16 protein-coding genes are annotated in these 19,403 nt (G+C 63.7%); 9 read left to right on the top strand and 7 right to left on the bottom strand.

What is annotated here, in order from left to right:
- Positions 1-12 precede the first annotated feature (12 nt).
- A complete protein-coding gene (locus tag DNK49_RS00320; RefSeq protein ID WP_110522332.1) occupies positions 13-834 on the bottom strand; it encodes a metallophosphoesterase family protein in 822 nt (273 codons plus the stop codon).
- A gap of 1 nt (position 835) precedes the next feature.
- Positions 836-1,870, bottom strand: a complete 1,035-nt coding sequence (locus DNK49_RS00315; RefSeq protein ID WP_110522331.1) for a diacylglycerol/lipid kinase family protein — start codon at positions 1,868-1,870, stop codon at positions 836-838.
- A gap of 278 nt (positions 1,871-2,148) precedes the next feature.
- On the opposite strand from DNK49_RS00315, the gene DNK49_RS00310 reads away from it, so the two are divergent.
- The 3 genes from DNK49_RS00310 (at position 2,149) to DNK49_RS00300 (ending at position 5,567) form a co-directional block, all read left to right on the top strand.
- Complete coding sequence (locus DNK49_RS00310; RefSeq protein WP_243632183.1) at positions 2,149-2,751, top strand: exopolysaccharide biosynthesis protein; 603 nt, start codon at positions 2,149-2,151, stop codon at positions 2,749-2,751.
- A gap of 594 nt (positions 2,752-3,345) precedes the next feature.
- Positions 3,346-4,554, top strand: a complete 1,209-nt coding sequence (locus DNK49_RS00305; protein WP_110522330.1) for an ATP-binding protein — start codon at positions 3,346-3,348, stop codon at positions 4,552-4,554.
- On the top strand, positions 4,551-5,567 hold the full coding sequence (locus DNK49_RS00300; RefSeq protein WP_110522329.1) for a ParA family protein: 1,017 nt from the start codon (positions 4,551-4,553) through the stop codon (positions 5,565-5,567). The genes DNK49_RS00305 and DNK49_RS00300 overlap by 4 nt, the downstream gene beginning before the upstream one ends.
- A 372-nt stretch (positions 5,568-5,939) precedes the next feature.
- Here the strand turns inward: DNK49_RS00300 and DNK49_RS00295 are convergent, their stop codons facing one another.
- The 4 genes from DNK49_RS00295 to DNK49_RS00280 form a co-directional block, all read right to left on the bottom strand.
- Positions 5,940-6,395 (bottom strand): nuclear transport factor 2 family protein, encoded by a 456-nt coding sequence (locus tag DNK49_RS00295; RefSeq protein WP_110522328.1) that lies wholly within the window; start codon positions 6,393-6,395, stop codon positions 5,940-5,942.
- A gap of 106 nt (positions 6,396-6,501) precedes the next feature.
- A complete protein-coding gene (locus DNK49_RS00290) occupies positions 6,502-8,634 on the bottom strand; it encodes an oxidoreductase (protein ID WP_110522327.1) in 2,133 nt (710 codons plus the stop codon).
- 8 nt (positions 8,635-8,642) lie between these two features.
- A complete protein-coding gene (locus DNK49_RS00285; RefSeq protein WP_110522326.1) occupies positions 8,643-9,473 on the bottom strand; it encodes an alpha/beta fold hydrolase in 831 nt (276 codons plus the stop codon).
- A gap of 36 nt (positions 9,474-9,509) precedes the next feature.
- The gene (locus DNK49_RS00280; protein WP_243632182.1) at positions 9,510-10,850 is read right to left on the bottom strand and encodes a spinster family MFS transporter; all 1,341 of its coding nucleotides are present in this window, start codon (positions 10,848-10,850) and stop codon (positions 9,510-9,512) included.
- A gap of 259 nt (positions 10,851-11,109) precedes the next feature.
- Here DNK49_RS00280 and DNK49_RS00275 point away from each other — a divergent pair, with 259 nt between their 5' ends.
- The 4 genes from DNK49_RS00275 to DNK49_RS00260 all read left to right on the top strand — a co-directional run bounded on the left by DNK49_RS00275 (position 11,110) and on the right by DNK49_RS00260 (position 14,820).
- Positions 11,110-11,844, top strand: coding sequence for an SDR family NAD(P)-dependent oxidoreductase (locus tag DNK49_RS00275; RefSeq protein ID WP_110522325.1), 735 nt, complete (start codon positions 11,110-11,112; stop codon positions 11,842-11,844).
- A gap of 11 nt (positions 11,845-11,855) precedes the next feature.
- The gene (locus DNK49_RS00270) at positions 11,856-12,497 is read left to right on the top strand and encodes a nuclear transport factor 2 family protein (protein WP_110522324.1); all 642 of its coding nucleotides are present in this window, start codon (positions 11,856-11,858) and stop codon (positions 12,495-12,497) included.
- 55 nt (positions 12,498-12,552) lie between these two features.
- Positions 12,553-14,400 carry a long-chain-acyl-CoA synthetase gene (locus DNK49_RS00265; protein ID WP_110522323.1) on the top strand — a complete coding sequence of 616 codons (1,848 nt, stop codon included), beginning with the start codon at positions 12,553-12,555 and terminating at the stop codon, positions 14,398-14,400.
- A 216-nt stretch (positions 14,401-14,616) separates the two neighbouring features.
- Positions 14,617-14,820, top strand: coding sequence for a hypothetical protein (locus tag DNK49_RS00260; RefSeq protein ID WP_207806849.1), 204 nt, complete (start codon positions 14,617-14,619; stop codon positions 14,818-14,820).
- Between the two features lie 90 nt (positions 14,821-14,910).
- Here the strand turns inward: DNK49_RS00260 and DNK49_RS00255 are convergent, their stop codons facing one another.
- On the bottom strand, positions 14,911-17,013 hold the full coding sequence (locus DNK49_RS00255; protein ID WP_110522322.1) for a PQQ-dependent dehydrogenase, methanol/ethanol family: 2,103 nt from the start codon (positions 17,011-17,013) through the stop codon (positions 14,911-14,913).
- 205 nt (positions 17,014-17,218) lie between these two features.
- Here DNK49_RS00255 and DNK49_RS00250 point away from each other — a divergent pair, with 205 nt between their 5' ends.
- On the top strand, positions 17,219-18,430 hold the full coding sequence (locus DNK49_RS00250) for a thiolase family protein (RefSeq protein WP_110522321.1): 1,212 nt from the start codon (positions 17,219-17,221) through the stop codon (positions 18,428-18,430).
- A gap of 5 nt (positions 18,431-18,435) precedes the next feature.
- Entirely contained in the window at positions 18,436-19,395 is a 960-nt protein-coding gene (locus DNK49_RS00245; protein WP_110522929.1) for a bifunctional OB-fold nucleic acid binding domain-containing protein/MaoC family dehydratase, read from the top strand.
- Positions 19,396-19,403: the final 8 nt, after the last annotated feature.

Here is a 19,403-nt window from a genome sequence, read left to right as displayed (position 1 = left end):
GCCGGTTTGCAGTCAACCGTCCCGGGTGCGGGGTGGCCAGACGCGCTCCGGCCAGATGGTGTCGGTTGTGCTGTGAATGAAGGCGCGTGCAGTAAGGGCATAGTCCCAGCGTTCGATCAGGCAGTGGCGGTGATCCTCATGCTCGCCCCAGCGCAGGATGTTAACCGAATTGGATGCGTTGGGGCGGGTGCGAGACGAGATGGCGGTGCCGGCCTGCAGCACCCATAGCGGGCGTGCCAGTCCGTGCACCTCCAGGGTGTAGGGCAGGTGGATGTGACCCCCCATGATCAGATCGGCGCCCGCTGCGGACCAGGCCTTGAGCGCCGCACGATGGCCGCGCAGCAGTGGGGTCCGCTTCACGGTCCTCGGAACGGCGATTGGCTGATGCACCACCACCACGCGCAGTTGCCCGGGGTGAGCCGTGGCCAGCAGGCCGCTGACGCGACCGATCTGCTTGCCGGAGAGCTCGCCGTTGCGGTGTCGCCAGCTGCGGGTGGTATTGACGCCGATCACAAGCAGGTCTGGCGAGGTGTGCACCGGCTCCAGGTCTGTGCCGAACACCCTGGCATAACGGGCATAGGGTCGGGTCATTCGCGTCCACAGGTTGAACAGGTCGATGTCATGGTTTCCCGGCACCGCCAGAACAGGTGCGCCCAGACGATCGACGAAGGCTTTGGCGGCACGGAACTGTGCGGACGTCGCGCGTTGGGTGATATCACCCGACAGCACCACCAGCGTGGGGCGCTGCTGCAGGGCCAGCGTCACCAGGGCCTCGACCACCGCGGCCCGTTCGGTGCCGAAATGGGTATCGGAGATCTGCAGTATCACGCTCATGTCATGGTCCGGGTGGGCGCGTGGCGCTTGTGCTTGCAGGTGCCTTGAGCAGGTACAAGGGTTGATCCAGCACACGGATGTCGATGGGGGTGCGCATGCGTGCAACCTCGCCATCAAAAGCGATCTTGACGGTCCTGTGACCGCGTGACAGCCGGGGTTTCACCACCATGCTCAGGAACTCGAAGCTCTCGATCCCGGCCGCTTCACCCAGCCGGCCCATGGCGCCGTGCAACATCAAGCGGATCATCGCCACCGTGCCGATGGGGCGTAGCACCAGTGCCGCCAGGCTGCCGTCGCCCGGCGTGCCGGCAAGGGTGTCAGCCGGTTCGGCGCCAAACTGCTGCAACTGCAGTGGATTGTTGCCGATGAACAGTGTCAGGGTCTGCAGATCACGGACGTCGATGCCGGTGTCGATGTGCAGGCGCAGCCGGCGTTGGGCGCGCAGCAGGGTGTTGCATGCGGCGATGAAGGCAACCCACCGGCTGCGTCCGAAGCGGGCCTTGAAGGCCTCGCGGTCTTGCAGCAGCTCAGGGTAGATGCCCAGGCTGGCATTGACGAGGAACACCCGGTCGTTGATGCCACCGACCTGCACCGGCTGTGGCCGGGCATCCAGCAACAGCCGGGCCGCTGCCAATGGTTCGGTGGGAATGCCGTGGGCCCGGGCGAAATAATTGAAGGTGCCATACGGAATGACTCCCATCGCACAGCCGGCCGCATGTGCCGCCTGGGCCACCGTGTTGAGGCTGCCGTCGCCGCCAACTGCAATCACCGCAGTATTGCGCTCCAGCGCCCGCACCGCTGCCGCGGTGGCTACCTGTGCCAGATTGCCTGGGTTGCAGCTCAGCAACTCGCCCTTGCGTCCGTGGCTGGCCAGGGCAGCCTGGATGACCGCGCGTTTGGCATCGAGGTCCAGGGCACCCGCCGAGGCGTTGATCACGAACAGCAAGGGCGATGCCGGGTCAATGGCGGGAGCCGGCGGGCAGCCGCGCCATGCGCCGTTCGCGCCATCCCGCTCGGTGGGTAAACAATCGGTCATGTCCTTATCGGTGGCCTCCGGGTGACAGCATCATCGAGCGTGTCTGCATGCTGCCATGGTTTGATGTGCCTGTCCTGTGGCACGATGCACCGGGCGAGCGGCCGGACGGGGAACCGGCAAGTGCTGATTCGCGTCTGACCATCCAAATGTGCCGGCAGCTCGATCAGCGCATGTCGGCTCCGGTCTGGTTGATTGGGGGAATCTGTAGCATCGTGACAGACAAGTTTCTTGCCTCGCAAAGCCGGTCCGCTTGTTCCAGGGAGCGACGGAGGGTGTTCGTGGAGCGCATCGCCGACGCCCAGCTTGCCGCGCTGGGAGGCTCGATGGCCGACACCGTCGGCCAGAGCCATCGGCAGCGGCTGGTATGGTTGAGCATGCTGGCGATGCCGCTGCTCTTTCCGGTGGCCTTGCCGGGCATGGCTTCCGCGGTGGGGGCGTTCTGCCTGTTCATCGCACTCGGGCTGTGTCTCGGTCAGCCAGTGCCGCTACCGCGCTGGCTGGCTCAGCGCGAGCTCAACGGCCGTGCCGTCACCGTGCTCAAGCGGGCGGTCGACCGGGTCGTCGGTGTAGTGGCGCGGCTGGGGCGGCCACGCATGCTCGCGCTCAGCAACAGACCCGCGCGGGTGGCAAATGGGGTGATGCTTTCGCTTGCCGGTTTGTCGATGATGGTGCCTGTGCCCATCATCAGCTTTGACAACGTGTTGCCGGCACTTGCCATCGTGCTGATCTCGTGGGGGCTGCGTCTTCGCGATGGCCTGATGCTGCTGACGGGCCATCTGGTCACGTTGGCCGCACTCGCTTCGGTCGCGCTGCTATGGTGGGGCGGCGCCCGGCTTGCAACCGAGATGATTTCGCGGGTCGCGCAGTTCTTGCCGTGGTGATTGATCTTTCGCGTCAAGGCAACGCTGGATGGTTTGCATCTGCGTGAACGGCGTCGGGCTTTTGCGGGGGAGGCCTGATCATCCAGCGACAGGAGCTCGGCCTGAGGAGCCGTTCAGCTTGCGCCGAATGAGTGGCGGCTTTACAGCGGGCAGCTGCCGCACGGCGTTCAGTGCGGGTCGAACGGCAGGAGGTCACTTGTTCATCGAACTGGCGGTATCGGCCAGAAGCGGCCCTTCGTCGATTGGACAGGCTATGCAGTTGAACGACCGCCTTACTCGGATACCTGCAACGATCTAGGCGCGTAACGCAGGCTTCGTAGTGGTGCGGCCCCAGTCCAGATCAGTATAGATTGGATGAAGACTTACCCATGCCCATCCGGATTAGGCTCAGCAGTTCTAGCCGGGTCATAGTTCTTGTGCCGTAACGTTCCTCAACGTAACCTGAACAGGTAGACTTGACCGAGAGCAGAAACCCTCGCGTTCAAAGCGGTATTCAACGCAGCCGCTGAACATAGCAGCGCTGTCGTGCTCTTAGGTAAGGCACCCCGATCAGTCTTAACCCGCTAAGGGAATAATTGCTTTGAGGCACATGAAATGCAGCGACTAAACGATCACGAACTGGTGAATCTCCTGGAGGACCTTGAGTCTGATCGTGCTGAGCGCAAGGAATCATTCAAGGGGGACGTCCCCAAAAAGGCGCGACAAGCAGTTTGTGCATTTGCCAACGATTTGCCCGGCCACAGTCGGCCAGGAGTCTTGTTCATTGGAGTCAAGGATAACGGGGAGCCGAGTGGCCTTGACGTGACGGATCAATTGCTGATGTCGCTCGCAGATATGAAGACTGACGGCAATATTCTTCCTTTGCCAGTACTTTCTGTGGAAAAGCGTGTGCTTAAAGGTGCCGAGGTCGCCGTTGTGACCGTCATGCCGTCCGATATGCCTCCCGTGAAGTACGATGGTCGAATCTGGATTCGCACGGGTCCTCGTCGAGCGTTAGCAAACGAGCAGGAGGAGCGGATCCTTAATGAAAGGCGTCGTTTCAAGAACCTGCCCTTCGATATTTACCCTGTGCCGACGGCAAAGCTTACCGATCTTTCGAAAAGTATCTTCGAGAACGAGTATTTGCCGCAAGCCTTTGCAGAAGACGTGCTTGAGGCCAATGGGCGCAGCTATGAAGAACGTCTAGCCTCATGTCGCATGATTGTCTCCCCGACGGAAACCACTCCGACCTTAATGGGATTGTTGGCAATCGGAAAGAGTCCTCAGGACTTCCTGCCTGGAGCATATGTTCAGTTTCTCAGAATTGATGGAGTCGAGCTTGCAGACCCCGTCATTGACGAAGAAGAAATCGGTGGCGGGATTGTAGAGATGCTTCGGCGCGCAGAGGAAAAGCTCAAGGCCCACAATCGGACCGCTGTCGACATAACTGCAGCAGCCACCCATCAAATTGACACGCCATACCCTCAGGCAGCGCTTCAGCAAATCCTATATAACGCGGTGCTCCATCGCGTTTACGAAGGGACTAACACGCCAATTCGGGTGTACTGGTTCAATGATCGGATCGAGATAAATAGTCCTGGCGGTCCTTACGGCAACGTTACCAGTGAGAACTTTGGCGCCCCAGGCATCACCGACTATCGGAACCCTAATATTGCGGATGTCTTGAAAACTTTTGGATTTATTCAGTCCTTTGGCCGAGGCATTGCCACGGCACGACGAGTGATGGAAGTAAATGGAAATCCACCCCCTGAATTCTTGACTAACCAGAGTGCAGTAGTCTGCCTGCTGAGAAGAAAATCGTGAACGCACCAGTATTAACTTTCTTTAACAACAAGGGAGGGGTAGGAAAGACCTCTCTCATATATCATCTAGCGTGGATGTTTGCGAGTCTTCGTAAGCGAGTGGTAATCGTGGACTTGGACCCGCAGGCAAACCTTACAGCCGCGTTTCTGGATGAAGATCGGATTGAACAGCTATGGACTGAGCGCCATCCGGGTTCAACGATTTACCAGTGCGTCAAGCCGCTAACAGGCGTAGGAGATATTGTCCCTCCGGTCTTGCAAAACATCGCTACGGATCTCTATCTGCTACCGGGTGACGTCGCGTTATCGAGCTTTGAGGATGCGCTCTCGGCGGAATGGCCAGCTAGCATGGGAGACAATAATTTATACCGCCCCATGCGGATCCTGACGTCTTTCTGGCAAGTCATGCAAATGGCGGTAGAAAAGGTTCAGGCTGACATAATTCTTGTCGATATTGGTCCTAATTTAGGCGCTATTAATCGTTCAGTACTGTTGGCAACCGATTATGTCGCCATCCCTCTCGGGGCCGACCTCTTTTCGCTGCAAGGCTTGAGCAACTTGGGACCAACGCTGAAAAGTTGGAAGAGTCTTTGGCAGAAGCGACTGGAAAACTGGCGCGACAGCACCGATAGGTCCATGTACCCCGACTTCCGGCTCCCTGTTGGTCGGATGATGCCCATAGGTTACTTGTGTCAACAGCATGGCGTTCGGCTTGACCGTCCGGTTAGGGCCTACGACAAGTGGGTGCAGAGGATTCCGGCAGTCTATCGAAGGGATATTCTGAATGAAGAGCCGGTGGAGAATATGAGGCAGGAGGACGATCCGTACTGCCTTGCAACTATCAAGCACTACCGTAGCCTGATACCCATGGCTCAGGAATATCGCAAACCCATTTTTAATCTCACCTCAGCGGACGGGGCCATTGGTAGTCACGCCAATGCAGTCTCGGATGCGAAAAGGGACTTCAAGAGCCTTGCAGCGAAGATCGCCGAAAAGACTGGCATGAAGCTATAACTTCCTTTTCGCCAAATGCGGCAGCTGTTCGCGCCAGGGCTGCAGTGGTCCATATACCTGACGTTACCGATCAGTTGTGATTGATCTCAATGGCCAAACTATTCAGATTTTGGCTAAGCGGGATGGCCGGTTAGAGAAGATGCCTGTCGGTGAACCAGGTCGGATACAAATGGCCGAATTGGGTCGGCTCCGGAAGTAGCCTGAAATGACAAGCGGTCACTCGACCAGAATTTCTGGGCTACGACCGCTGACCGTCTCATTGCAGTCGTTCCTGGTGCAAAACCCCAACTGCAGGTCAGGCCGACAACCCGCCACCCCCCCAGCATTCGTTAGCCCGCTGGGCCTATTGCAAGTCCGTCGTCGCTGCAGCCTTCAGAGGCGCGGTCCTGGCTTGATTGCGATCCGCAGATGCTGTCTGAGGTCGCCGGCGAAGTCGAGCTGGCGGTAGTCGCGCTCGACGAAACACCACTCGCCGTCGATACGAGCGAAGCGGTCGCGGTAGCGGCCGCTGGCGATGATCTGCAGCGGGAGGTCGTCGGTGGCCTGCATCACGGTGAAGCATGAACGGACCTGCGCGGTGCCGGCCGCCTCATTGATTTCGAGGATGGGGTTGGTGACGAGGTGGCGGGTGCGGGGGGTGCCGCAGGGGTGGATGACGAGGATCTTGCGCCACAGGGCGAGCAGGCCGTCGGCGTCGAGTGGGCCAGCGGCGCCGGTTTCGATGCGGGCGTGGCGGAAAAGGGCGGCAGCGTCCTCGAGGCGGCCTTCGTCGATGGCTTCCGCGTAGCGGTAGAGGAGGTTGCAGATTGCGGTGGCGGCGGTACTCATCGTGTGCTCCCGCGGGGGCGTCGCCCCTGTGTGGGGTGGGCGGAGATGAAAAAAGCCGGGCGGCGGCATGGGTGCCGCGCGCCCGGCCCGGGGACGATGGGAAGACTCAGGCCGACAGTCCGGCGAGCATGCCGGACTTGATGGCGCCCTCGATGTAGCCGATCTGCGCGCCGTCGCCGACCGCGCTGACCGGCACGCCGGCGGCTTCGAGCGCACGCGCCAGACTGTCGTCCGGGCGGGCACCGACGGCGAGTACGACCGAATCGGCCGCCAGGCTGTGTTGCTGTCCTTCGGCGTCGGTGTAGCGCACCGCCTTCTTGTCGATCGAGTCGACCTTCACCTTGGTGTGCAGCGCCACGCCGTGCTGGCGCAGGGTGTCCAGCACCCGCCAGCGGCGCACGATCGACAGCTCGCGGCCCAGGCTGGGGCCTTCTTCCAGCACCACGACCTCGCGGCCGCGGTCGACGAGGAACTCGGCCAGTTCGATGCCCACCAGGCCGCCGCCGATGATGGCGACCTTCTTGCCAAGTGGCATCCATACCCGTGACAGGTTCTGGATGGCGTCGGTGCTGTCGGTGACGCCGACCAGGCTGCCGGCCTTCATCAGCGTGCGCTGGGTGAAGGACAACTTGCGTTTGGCGATCTCGTCCGCGCGGTCATCGGTCATCAGCCGGCGCAACTCATCGCCCGACCACACATGGTCCATGTCGGCGCCGGGGATCGGTGGCGCATTGCGTTCGGCGCCGGTGGCGACGATGACTGCGGTGGCGCCAAGCTGGCGGACGAGGTCGGGGGTGGCGACGGTGTTGAGATGCACGTCGATGTCGAGTTTCTTCATCTGCGTGCTCAGGTAGTCGAGCAGGGCGCCGTTCTCGGCGTAGGCCAGTGCGGCGAAGAACAGCGTGCCGCCCAGCCGGCCGCTGCGCTCCACCAGGGTGACTTTGTGACCGCGCAGCGCGGCGGTGCGCGCGGCCTCCATGCCCGCCGGGCCGCCGCCGACGACGAGCACGTGGCCCGGTTTGACGGCTGGCACCAGGCGGATCTCGGCCTCATGGCCGGTCATCGGGTTGACCGCGCATTTGACGCGCTGGTTGACAAAGATCTGGCTGACGCAGGCGTAGCAGTAGATACAGGGCCGGATGTCCTCGGGGCGGTTCTCGATCAGCTTGTTGGGCAATTCGGGGTCGGCGAGCATCTTGCGCGCCATGGCGACGAAGTCGCACTGGCCTGCGGCGATGGCGTTGTCGGCGACCTCGGGCTCGAGGCGGCCGACGGCGATGACCGGAATCTTCACCGCCTCCTTGATCTCGGCTGCCCACAGCAGGAAACCTGCCTTCTGCTGCACCAGCGGCGCTTCGGTGAAGGCGACGCCGGTGCTGGTGTTGGCATAGGCCGAGACGCTGACGGCGTCGCAACCGGCGGCCTCGGCCATGCGCGCGAAGACCTTGGCCTCGTCCAGCGTGATGCCGCCCTCCATGCGCAGTTCGTAGGCGTCGAGACGCAGCCACACCGGGTAGTCGGCGCCGATGCGCTGGCGCACTGCGGCGATCACCTCGCGCAGGAAACGGCCGCGGTTCTCGATCGAACCACCGTATTCATCGTCGCGCTTGTTGAAGTAGCCCGACAGGAAGCCTGCGATGATGTAAGTGTGCGCGGCGTGGATCTCGACGCCGTCGAAGCCGGCGCGTTTGGCACGGTCGGCTGCGGCGGCGAACCACTCGATCATCTGCGCGATGTCGGCCTTGTCCATGACACGGATCTTGACGCCCGCCTTTTCGCGGCCCTTCGACGAACTGATGAAGGCGCCGAGTTCTTCCTGCGTCAGCGCGGCGAACATGTCGGTCTTCACTGCTGGGGGCATGGATGGCACCCACAGCTCGCGACCCTCGGCGAGGTCGCGCACCGCGGTCTTGCCGGCGTGCTGCAACTGCGCGGCGATCTTCGCGCCGTGCTTGTGCACGCGGTCGACGATGCCCTTGAGCCCGGGAATGAAGCTGTCGTCCGAGATGCCCACCTGGAAGGGCTCGGCGGTGCCGTGCGGATAGGCGATGGAGACCACGCCCATGGTCAGCAGGCCGGCGCCGCCTGCGGCGCGCGCCTCGTAATAGGCCTGGATGCGTTCACCGCAGGTGCCGTCGGCTTCGGCGAAGTTCGACCCCATCGGCGCCATCACGATGCGGTTGCGCACTTCCATCTTGCCGATGCGGCCGGGCTGCAGCAGGTTGTCGAAGGATCCCATGGTGTGGCTTACCCTTTGGTCAGAAAGTCGATGCAGCTGCGGTTGAAGAGGTCGCTGTGCTCCACCTGTACCCAATGGCCGCAGCGGTTGAGCAGGATCATGCGCGCGTTGGGGGCGTTCTCGATCACCTTCAGCGCGCCGGTGTGCGGGTTGAACTTGTCGTCGGTGCCCCAGAAGCCGAAGATCGGCGCCTTGATCTCGTGCAGGCGCGTGGTCATGTTCGGGACCATCATGGTCGAGAACAGGTTGGCCGGCTGCGAGGGGGCGATGGCCGCGCGTTCGTTGATGATGCTGTCGTCGAGCATCGAGGGATCGAATACCTGCAGACTCATGACGTGGCGCATCTCGAGCGGTCCCATCGGGCCCTTGGCGAAGGTCTCGACCATGCGCACGATGCCTTCCATCTTGAAGTAGGTCTCGCGTTCCTCGACGCCACCTGGCGCCATCAGGATCAGCCGCTCGGCCGTGTCCGGGTGGGCCAGCGCCTGGCCCAGGGCGATCGCGCCACCCAGCGAGTTGCCGAGCAGGGTACATTTCGCCACGCCGATCTTGCCCAGGAAAGCGTTCAGATTGGCGACGAAGAAGTCGAGGTTGTACTGCACGTCGGCGGGCTTGTCCGAGCGCCCGAAGCCGGGCAGGTCGAGCACGATGTTGCGAAAGCCCGCCGCGGCGAAGGCCGGGTAGTTGCCCTTGAAGTTGCTGTAACCGCTCGCGCCCGGCCCGCTGCCGTGAAGCCACACGACAACAGGTCCCTTGCCGACGTCGAGGTAATGCAGTCGAAGACCATTGTCCAGTTCGATGAAGCGGTCGAGGGGAATCGGCAGATCGGGTGAGTTCATCGGGTCATCTCCAGGGATAGGTTTCGAGTCGGTTGTTCAGGCGCTTGCGGCTGCGGCGGCAGGCGGCATCGCACTGGCGCGCAGCTTGCGGCGATAGCGTCCGACGGCCGCCAGCAGGCAGGCCGCGGACACCAGATACAGCAGCACCGAGGCCGCCAGTGCGTAGCGCAGGGCTTCCTGACCCAGCTCCGGGTTGAAGACGTCCGACAGCGTGCCGACGATGATCGGCCCCAAGCCGACGCCGAGAAGCGTCATCGACATCACGAAGATCGCCGTCGCCTGAGCCAGGCGGTTTGGCGGAAAAAGGTGGCTGATGGCGCCGAAGCAGGGGACTGACCACCAGATCGCGGTGAAGCTGAACGCCAGGTAGAACAGGAAGGCTTCGGGAACCGGCAGCGAGCCGATGTGGAAGGCGACGTCGGCCGGCCACAGATAGAAGGCAAGCCCGAGCGGGACGCTGACCACGCAGCCCACGACCGGAATCAGCAGTTGCCAGCCCGGATCGCGCGCGACCAGGCGGTCGGTGACGCTGCCACACACGAGTGTGCCGATGGTGGAACAGATGCCCCCGCCAAGTCCGACCAGCAGGCCGGCCTGCTGCACGGTCAGCCCGTGAGAGCGGATCAGGAAGCTCGGGTTCCAGGTGCCGATTGCATAGCCCATGACGGCGGCCAGCGTCCCGGCTGTGACGACGAGGACGAAGGCCGGTGTGGCGAGCATCTCGCGCAGCGTCGTCTGCCAGTCTTCCTTCGGTGCGCCGGCCGCGGGCTGGGGGCGCACAGGGACGGCCGGGCTTCGCACGGTGAGCCACAGCAGCATGCCGAGCAGCACCCCGGGCGCGCCGATGACGATGAAGGCGGTGCGCCAGCCGTACTCCTGCGCGATCCAGCCGCCCAGGCCCAGGCCGAGGACGGCACCCAGGCTTGGACCCATCAGGAAGACCGACAGCGCACGCGAGCGCTTCTCGGGCGGATAAAGGTCGGAGACCATCGCGACCGACGGTGCGGTGCCACCGGCCTCGCCCACCGCCACCCCGATGCGGAACAGCAGCAGCATGGCGAAGCTCGTCGCCACCCCGCACAACATGGTCATCGCGCTCCAGGCGATGCAGGCGAGCGCGATCACCGGCTTGCGGCCAATGCGGTCGGCGAGGCGGCCGAAGGGCAGGCCGAACAGCGTGTAGAAGATCGCGAACGCGACCCCGGACAGCAGGCCGATCTGGGTGTCGGAGATGCCGAACTCGAGCTTGATCGGCTCGATCAGGATCGATATCACCAGGCGATCGATGTAATTGAAGACGTAAATGATCGCCAGCATCGCGAGGGCATAGTGCGTATGCCAGGTAATGCGGTGCTGAGTGCCTTGGCTTGTGTTCACGACCTGTCTCCTTGGGTCTTATATACGCCGGTTCTACGGCTTTTGACGTCTCCGGGCATGTATCGTCCCGTGGCCTCCGATGCATGGCATCGTCCATTCAGACGAATGACCGGCCCGTACCGGCTCAGGGGCCTTCGCAGGTCTCCGGATTAGTCTCATTGGACGATGTCGGGCTGGCGACGCCGGAGAAAACTGTGCTCCATGACATCCCCTGTCGCCAAGCGGCGGCGCGGGCAGAACGCATGACAGGAGGCGAGCGATGAGTTTCGAAGGCAAGGTGGTGTTTGTGACGGGGGCCGCCCAGGGCATGGGGCGTGCGATGGTGAAGCATTTTGCCGGCTTGGGGGCGAGCGTAGCCGCGGCCGACATCAATGCCGATGCCGCCGCCGATGCGGTGCTGGAACTGGGGGTGCGTGGCATGGCACTGGCGTGCAATGTTGCTGACCCTGCATCGGTTACGGCCGCCTTTGCCGCAGTCGGCGAGCGCTTTGGCGGTGTCGATGTGGTGGTTAACAGTGCGGGTATCGGATCGGTGGATGCTTTTCTCGAGACGCCTGACGACAACTGGATGAGGGTCATTGGTGTCAATCTCACCGGCACCTTCCTGTGCTGTCGCGAGGGCGCGCGCCTGATGCAGAAACGCGGCATCAAGGGCGTGATCGTCAATGTGTCGAGTACCGCAGCGATGTCGGGTGAGGGGCCCAGCCACTATTGTGCTTCCAAGGCCGGCGTGATGGGGCTGACCCGCAGCATCGCTCGGGAACTGGCCGCCAGCGGCATCCGCGTCAACACGATTGTGCCCGGGCCGACCAACACGCCGATGATGGCGGGCATTCCGGACGAATGGATGCAGTCGATGATCAAGGCCATTCCGCTTGGGCGCATGTGCGAACCGGAGGAAATCGCCCGGGTCGCTGCCTTCCTTGCCAGCGATGACGCCAGCTTCATCACTGGACAGAACATCGCTGTCAACGGCGGCATGGCCTTCATCTGAGCGGTGCCGGCATGACGACCTCCGCACCGCAGGCCGACCTGCTTGCCCGCATCGACCGTCTTGAATCGACCGAGGCCATCCGCCAGTTGGTGGCGCGGTATGCGCTGTCGCTCGACATGCGCGACCTCGACGCCCATGTGAACCTTTTTGCGCCGGACATTCGCGTCGGCCGCGAAAAGGTGGGCCGCGCTCATCTCAAGGCCTGGGTCGACGACACCTTGCGCAATCAGTTCTCCGGCACTTCGCACCACCTGGGCCAGCACATCATCGAGTTCACCGACCCCGATCATGCCGTCGGCGTTGTGTACTCGAAGAACGAGCACGAGACCGGCCCGGAATGGGTCATCATGCAAATGTTGTATTGGGACGATTACGAGAGAATGGACGGGCAATGGTATTTCCGCCGCCGCCTGCCGTGCTACTGGTATGCGACCGACCTGAACAAGCCACCGATCGGAGATCGCAAGATGCGCTGGCCGGGGCGCGAACCCTACGAGGGGAGCTTCCACGACCTGTTCCCGTCCTGGCGTGCATTCTGGGCCGAACGTCCGGCCAAGGATCAGTTGCCCGAGGTCGCGGAGCCCGCCGTGCTGGACCGTTTCCTCGCCACGCTGCGCCGTGGTGCTCCCGATCCCCGCATCCGCGTGCGCTGACGCGCGCGGTCGATCTCCGAACAGCAACGCTCGAACACAACATGGAGAAGGGCGCATGTCCGATTCTGCCGTCGTTCTGAATCCGCCCGCGGCCCGCAGCAAGGTGGTTCCGCGCGAAGAAACCCAGGCCAGGCTCGACGCGCGTTCGCGCGCGGCCAATCTGATCAAGCCGGCCGACCGCCATACCTTGGCCGATCGCCTCGAGGAGCAGGCCGCACGATTTGGCGATCGCGACTTCCTGATCTACGGCGGGCGTCGCTTCAGCTACGCCGAGGTGGATGCGCGCGCCAACCAGGTTGCCCACGCCCTGCATGCGCGCGGCCTGCGCTGCGGCGATGTGTGTGCGCTGGCGATGGAGAACCGGCCCGAGTTCTTCTTCTACTGGTTTGGTCTCGCCAAGCTGGGCGTGGTGGTCGCGGTCATCAACACCCAGGTCAGTGGCCGTCCGCTCGCTCACGCGCTGGAGTCGACGCGGGCCCGTGCCGTCGTGCTCGGCGAGGAATGCCTCGAGAACTTCGCGCTCACCCCCGAGCGTCCGGCGCAGCCCCTTTACCTCGTTGCCGACGCCGAGAAGCCCGCCGCTGCCGAACATCGCGCGCTGGCGAGCGCCGATTTCACCGCCGAGGTCGAGGCCGCAGCGCGCAGTGCCTTCCCGCGCGACGGCCGTGCCGAGGTGCGTGCCGAGGAGCCGATGCTGCTGATCTTCACTTCGGGCACCACCGGTCTTCCCAAGGCGGCACGCTACAGCCATATGCGCTGGATGTCGTCGGGCGACGTCATGCATGTGACCCTCGAGGTGACGCCCGATGACGTCTTCTACTGCTGCCTGCCGCTGTACCACGGTGCGGCGGCGACTTCGGTGACGTCCACCGCGCTCAAGGCGGGCAGCAGCATCGTGGTGCGACGCAAGTTCAGCACGCGCGAGTTCTGGACCGACGTGCGTGCCAACGGTATCACCATCTTCCAGTACATTGGCGAGATCTGCCGCTACCTGCTCAACGCGCCTGCCCAGGCCAACGACCGCGACCACAGTCTGCGCGCAATGCTTGGCGCCGGACTCACCGCGGAGACCTGGGCGCGCTGGCTCGAGCGCTTTGGCCCGATCCAGATCTTCGAGGGCTGGGGTTCCACCGAGGCCAACACTGCGCTGATCAACGTCGACAACTATGTCGGGTCCTGTGGCCGCGTCCCGGACTGGAACAAGACCAACTTCCGCCTGGTGCGCTACGACGTCGAGACCGAGTCGCATCCGCGCGACGAGCAGGGGCGATACATCCTGTGCCAGCCAGGTGAGGTCGGTGAAGGCATCGCCTTCATCGTCAATCATCCTGAGGTCGGCGGCGGGCGCTTTGAGGGCTACACCTCGGAAGAGGCCACCGAGAAGAAGATCCTGCGTAACGTCTTCACCGAAGGCGATGCTTACTGGAGTTCGGGCGACCTGCTGCGCTACGACGATGACGGCTACTTCTATTTTGTCGACCGCATCGGCGACACCTTCCGCTGGAAGAGCGAGAACGTTTCCACCGCCGAAGTCGCCGACGCCCTGTCGGACTTCGTCGGGGTGGAGCTGATCAACATCTATGGGGTGAGGGTGCCGGGCCACGAAGGGCGGGCCGGCATGGCGGCTGTTGTGATGCAGCCTGGCCACGCCTTCGATCCGAAGGCGTTTTACGCGCTCACCGAGGCTCGCCTGCCGCGGTATGCGGCGCCTCAGTTCGTGCGCGTATCAAGCGCCGCCGACCTCACCTCCACCTTCAAGCTGCGCAAGGTCGACCTGCAGCGACAAGGCTACGACCCCCGTGCTTTCGATGATCCGTTGTACGTGCGCGACGAGGCGGGGGCCACTTATGTGCCGTACTCGGCAGAGGCGCTCAAGTGTGCGGGGCTGCCGCCCTTTGCGTGACGTGTCGCAGGCGATGATCGATCGGCGCTCTGTGGGGCGCCGATTTTTTTGGATTTAGTCCGTTTGGACGATGTTGCGTTTGCGCGTCTTCGTCAATCTCTACAACGTGCAGGAGGAGACTCTTGGGCGGCAGTCGCAGTGAAGCGGCGTCGTACCTCGTTCCTGCAGGCCGCGTGCAGCGCGTACGCGAAACTGTGGCGCACGGAGGAGAAGTACATGATTACAAAAGCCTTGTTGTTCGGGTGTGTGTTTGGATGCCTGGCAGCGCTTGCTGCAATGCTCGATCGTGGCCACACCGGGGTGCTGGATTCGCTGGTGCAGACTCCGGCCTGCAGCGCTGGCGAAGCGAGGTGTCCGGACGCGGGTTCCCCGGCAAACGTCTCGACCGAACGCTTTTTCGTCATGCTGGCAATGCACTGATTGATGTTCAGCGACCGCCTCGGCGCTTGGATCGAATGACATGGCCCTGCCTTCGGAGACCGAAGGCAGGGCCATGTTTCTTTGCTGCGCTCAATCCTTCGCCGGCAGGCGGCCGAAGGTGTGGGCCATGCGAATGATGTAGTGGCGGATCGCATCCGCGTCAGCCTCCTTCAGCGTATCAGCGAAGCCGGGCATGCCGCGTGCGGCCAGCAGGCCGTCGAGAAGCGGGCGGCGGAAGAGTGCGGCCTCGCTCAGGTAGGGGGATTGGCGCAGGTCGGGCATGCCGCCGCCGGCGACCGCCCCGGCTCCATGACACTGCATGCAGTAGCGCGCGTAACGGGCTGCGCCGTGCCCGATCTCGGGTTCCGTGGCGGTGTCGGCCGGCGGCGTCACACTCGGCCGATGTGTTGGCGCTGGCGTGGCGGCCTTGCCGTCCAGCTTCCAGACGAACAGGCCGCCGGGTACCGGGGCGCCGGTGCGCGGCAGCAGGGCGCTGGAGGTGATGTGCATCGAGCTGCCGAAGCCGGCCGCCGCAGCGATGTACTGTTCGCCGTCGAGCGTGTAGCTGATTGGGCCGCCAAGGATGTCAAGCCAGATGTCCGACTGCCACAGGCGGCGGCCGTCGCGGGCATCGAAGGCAACCAGTCCCTCGCCACCAACCCCCTGGAACACCAGGCCGCCGGCAGTTGCCAGCACGCCCCCATTCCACGAGCCGGAATGCGGGGTGCGCCAGGTGGCGGTGCGACGCACCGGATCCCAGGCCAGCAGGTGGCCGCGCATCGAGGCCCTGGCCTGCTCGAGCAGGGCGGGATCGGGCGGCATCGGTGGATTGAGCACGCCGGTGTTCCAGCGTTCGGGTTCGTGGCGGAACACCGGTTCCTTCATCATGAAGCCGGTGTTTTCCTGCGCCGGGATGTAGACCAGGCCAGTGTCCGGGCTCCAGGCCATCGGCTGCCAGTTGTGGCCACCCAGCTGCGAGGGTTGCACGAGGAAGGGCTGGTCCGTGGGGTAACGGGCGCCCTCGGTTTCCACCGGACGGCCGCTGCCGGGGTCGACGTGGCTGGCCCAGTTGACCGGCACGTATTTGTCCGCAGAGAGCAGTTCGCCGGTGGCGCGGTCGAGCACGTAGAAGAAGCCGTTCTTGGGCGCCTGCATCAACACTTTGCGCAGGCGGTTGCCAAGCTTCAGTTCTGCCAGGATCATGTGCTGGGTGGCGGTGTAGTCCCAGCTGTCACCGGGCGTGGTCTGGTAGTGCCAGACGTATTCGCCGGTTGCGCGGCGTACCGCAACAATCGACGACAGAAAGAGGTTGTCGCCGCCGCCAGGGCTACGGATATCGCGGTCGTGGGGTGAGCCGTTGCCAACGCCGAAGTAGAGCAGGTCGAGCTCGGGGTCCCAGGTCATCGAGTCCCAGACCGTGCCGCCACCACCGTAGCGCCACCATTCGCCGCGCCAGGTCGAGCGTGCGAGGTCCTTTAGCGGGCGGTCGGAGATGGTGCCATCGGGGCCGTCGGCTGGGTTGCCCGGCACGGTGTAAAAGCGCCAGCGCAGTTCGCCCGTCTGCGCGTCGTAGGCCGAGACGAAGCCGCGTACGCCGTATTCGGCACCGCCGTTGCCAATCACGACCAGGCCTTGAGCCACGCGGGGAGCCCCGGTGATGGTGTAGGGCGTGTCGAAGTCGAAGGTTCGCGTCGACCACAACAGGCGGCCGTTCCGCGCGTCCAGCGCCTGCAGGCGGCCGTCGATGGTGGCGACGAACACGCGCCCGTCCTCCACGGCCACGCCGCGATTGACCACGTCGCAGCACGCATGCATGCCCTTGCCGGCCGGCACCTGCGGATCGTGCTGCCACTTGAGTTGGCCATTGCGCGCGTCGAGCGCATACACCACGCCCCATGGGCCGCTGACATACAGCGTGTCAGCGACCATGATGGGCGTGGCCTCGACGCCGCGCGGGCGGTCGAAACGGAAATGCCAGGCCAGCCCCAGTCGCCCGACATTGTTCGAGTTGATCGCGGACAACCGGCTGAAGCGGGTCTCCGCGGTATCCAGCCCGTGCCGGGCCCACTCCCCGGCAGTGTCGAGCCGCGGAGTGGGCGGTAGGGCGGTTGCCCCAATGGCGGGGGGCTGTGCGGCAAGAACACTGCTGGAGGCCAGTACGGCGAGTAGTGGTTTGAGGGGGAATCGACGCATGCCGGGGCTCCTTCAGTGGTGCGGTGATCTGCGGGGTGGGGATGACTTGCGCATGATTGGGGTTGAGGGCGATGGCCGAATCGTCCATCCGGAGGGGTCCTCCGTTTTGCCTAGTCGATTTGAACGATTACGTCCCTGGGGCGGTGTGGCATCGTTACACCCAATACAAGGCCGGGCTGGGTCCGGATCAGCGAGGTAAGGGAGCATGGGTCTCAAAGGAAACGCAGCAATCGTCGGCGCCGCGCAGTACAGGCCGGAGAAGTACGCGACCGCGCCGCGGATGTTTCATCTCGAGCAGGTGGCTGACCTGGCCGGCCGCGCGCTGGCAGACGCTGGGTTGAAGGCCGCCGACATCGACGGCCTGGTCATCCATGGCCCGCAGTTTCACGAGGCGCAGGTTTTTGTGCCGGCGATGGCGGCTGAATACCTCGGTCTGTCACTCAACTTTGCCGAAGTCGTCGATCTGGGCGGGTGCTCGTCGGTGGCGGCGGTGTGGCGTGCGGCGATGGCAGTCGAGATGGGCCTGTGCCAGGCGGTGTTGTGTGTGATTCCTGCACGCATGGCGCCCTTTGGTCCCGATGAAGATCCGAGCTGGATGGCGCGGGCGATGCGCTTTGGCGGCCACAGTACTGCCTTCGGCGCGCCCGAGGCGGAGTTCGATCTGCCCTATGGTCACATGGGCCAGAATACCGGCTATGCAATGATTGCCCAGCGCTACGCGGCCAAGTACGGCTATGACCCGGTGGCGATGGCCAAGATCGCGGTCGACCAGCGCACCAACGCGCTCGCCAACCCGGACGCCAGCTTCTTCGGCAAACCGCTGTCCATCGAGGACGTGCTTGCCAGCAAGATGGTGGCCGAGCCGCTGCGCGTGCTCGAGATCGTGATGCCGGTGGCCGGCGGCGCGGCGGTGATCGTCGCCTCGAAGGAGGTGGCAGCGCGCGCAAGGAACCGTGGCGCCTGTATCACCGGCTTTGGCGAGCACCTGTATTTCAAGTCGCCGACCTACGCGAACGAGATGACGGATACCCCGATCGGCCCCGCGGCCGAGCGCGCCTTCGCAATGGCGGGTATCAAGCGCAGCGACATTCAGGCTGCACAGCTCTACGACTGCTACACCATCACGGTGCTGCTGACGCTGGAAGATGCCGGTTTTGCCCCCAAGGGCGAGGGTATGCGCTGGGTGCGCGAGCATGACCTGACCTACAAGGGCAACTTCCCGATGAACACCCACGGCGGGCAGTTGAGCTTCGGCCAGAGCGGCACCGCCGGCGGCATGTCGCAGGTCATCGAGGCCTTCCATCAGATTTCCGGCCGCGCTGGCGAGCGTCAACTCAAGCGCTGCGACACCGTGTTCGTTTCCGGCACCGGCGGCGTGATGAGCGAGCAGGGTGCACTGATTCTCCAGGGAGCATGACGAGCATGTCGACCAACAAACCGCTGCCGACACCGACCGAGATTTCGGCGCCGTATTGGAACGGCCTCAAGGCGGGCCGCCTCACGATTCCGCAATGCAAGTCCTGCGGCCACTGGGTTTTCTTTCCCCGCCGCCATTGCGACAAGTGCTGGTCACAGGACCTGGCGTGGAAGGAAGTCAAGGGTACGGGCACGCTCTACACCTACACGCTCACCCGCGTCCCGACGCTGCCCGACTTTGCCGACGAGATGCCGCAGAAGATGGCTGTGGTCGAACTCGATGAGGGCGTGCGCATCAACACCACCCTGATCGGCGTGGATGAATCCGAGATCAAGGTCGACATGCGGGTGAAGCCGGTGTTCGACACCGTGAGTGCCGACGGCACGACCCTGTTGCGCTTTACCGCAGCAGGCAAGGACATGGCCGAGCGCATCGACAGCACTCCTGCGGCATTGGCTGCGGCCGCTGAAGCGGCGGCGAGTGCGGCCGAGGTGGCCGACAGGCGCCAGGTACGCTTTGACGACGAGGCGGCGATGAAGTCGCTGGTGAGCGAGGCCTACTCGGCCTGGAGCAACCAGATCGTCGTCGATCAGGCGCTGATCGACGAATTCGCCAAGCTGTCGGGGGATGATTACTGGATCCACACCGATCCCGAGCGCGCACGCAAGCAAAGCCCATTCGGCGGCACCATTGCCCACGGTGCCCTGGTGCAGGTGCTGCAGTCGCGTCTGCGCATCCCGCTCGACTATGAGGTCGTCGGCTTCAACAACATGGTCAATTACGGCTCCGACCGCCTGCGTTTCCCGGCACCGGTGCCCGCGGGCTCGCGCATTCATGCGCGTACCCGCGTCAAGGCGGTGGAAAAGCTGCCCAAGGGCATGCAGCTGACGATGGAAATCGTGACCCATGTGGTCGGCAGCGAGCGGCCATCGGTCATCAACGACCTGGTGATCCTGTACATGTGATCGCCGGC

Source organism: Parazoarcus communis SWub3 = DSM 12120, assembly GCF_003226565.1.
In the GTDB taxonomy this organism is placed as follows: Bacteria; Pseudomonadota; Gammaproteobacteria; order Burkholderiales; family Rhodocyclaceae; genus Parazoarcus; species Parazoarcus communis.
The sequence above is the reverse complement of the archived record's forward strand: the minus strand, read 5'-3'. Positions and strand labels throughout refer to the sequence as shown.

Excerpts from the sequence above, each read along its gene's own strand:
- DNK49_RS00320 (WP_110522332.1), bottom strand. The coding sequence starts at position 834 with ATGAGCGTGATACTGCAGATCTCCGATACCCATTTCGGCACCGAACGG.
- DNK49_RS00315 (WP_110522331.1), bottom strand. The coding sequence starts at position 1,870 with ATGACCGATTGTTTACCCACCGAGCGGGATGGCGCGAACGGCGCATGG.
- DNK49_RS00305 (WP_110522330.1), top strand. The coding sequence starts at position 3,346 with ATGCAGCGACTAAACGATCACGAACTGGTGAATCTCCTGGAGGACCTT.
- DNK49_RS00295 (WP_110522328.1), bottom strand. The coding sequence starts at position 6,395 with ATGAGTACCGCCGCCACCGCAATCTGCAACCTCCTCTACCGCTACGCG.
- DNK49_RS00290 (WP_110522327.1), bottom strand. The coding sequence starts at position 8,634 with ATGGGATCCTTCGACAACCTGCTGCAGCCCGGCCGCATCGGCAAGATG.
- DNK49_RS00285 (WP_110522326.1), bottom strand. The coding sequence starts at position 9,473 with ATGAACTCACCCGATCTGCCGATTCCCCTCGACCGCTTCATCGAACTG.
- DNK49_RS00275 (WP_110522325.1), top strand. The coding sequence starts at position 11,110 with ATGAGTTTCGAAGGCAAGGTGGTGTTTGTGACGGGGGCCGCCCAGGGC.
- DNK49_RS00270 (WP_110522324.1), top strand. The coding sequence starts at position 11,856 with ATGACGACCTCCGCACCGCAGGCCGACCTGCTTGCCCGCATCGACCGT.
- DNK49_RS00265 (WP_110522323.1), top strand. The coding sequence starts at position 12,553 with ATGTCCGATTCTGCCGTCGTTCTGAATCCGCCCGCGGCCCGCAGCAAG.
- DNK49_RS00260 (WP_207806849.1), top strand. The coding sequence starts at position 14,617 with ATGATTACAAAAGCCTTGTTGTTCGGGTGTGTGTTTGGATGCCTGGCA.
- DNK49_RS00255 (WP_110522322.1), bottom strand. The coding sequence starts at position 17,013 with ATGCGTCGATTCCCCCTCAAACCACTACTCGCCGTACTGGCCTCCAGC.
- DNK49_RS00250 (WP_110522321.1), top strand. The coding sequence starts at position 17,219 with ATGGGTCTCAAAGGAAACGCAGCAATCGTCGGCGCCGCGCAGTACAGG.
- DNK49_RS00245 (WP_110522929.1), top strand. The coding sequence starts at position 18,436 with ATGTCGACCAACAAACCGCTGCCGACACCGACCGAGATTTCGGCGCCG.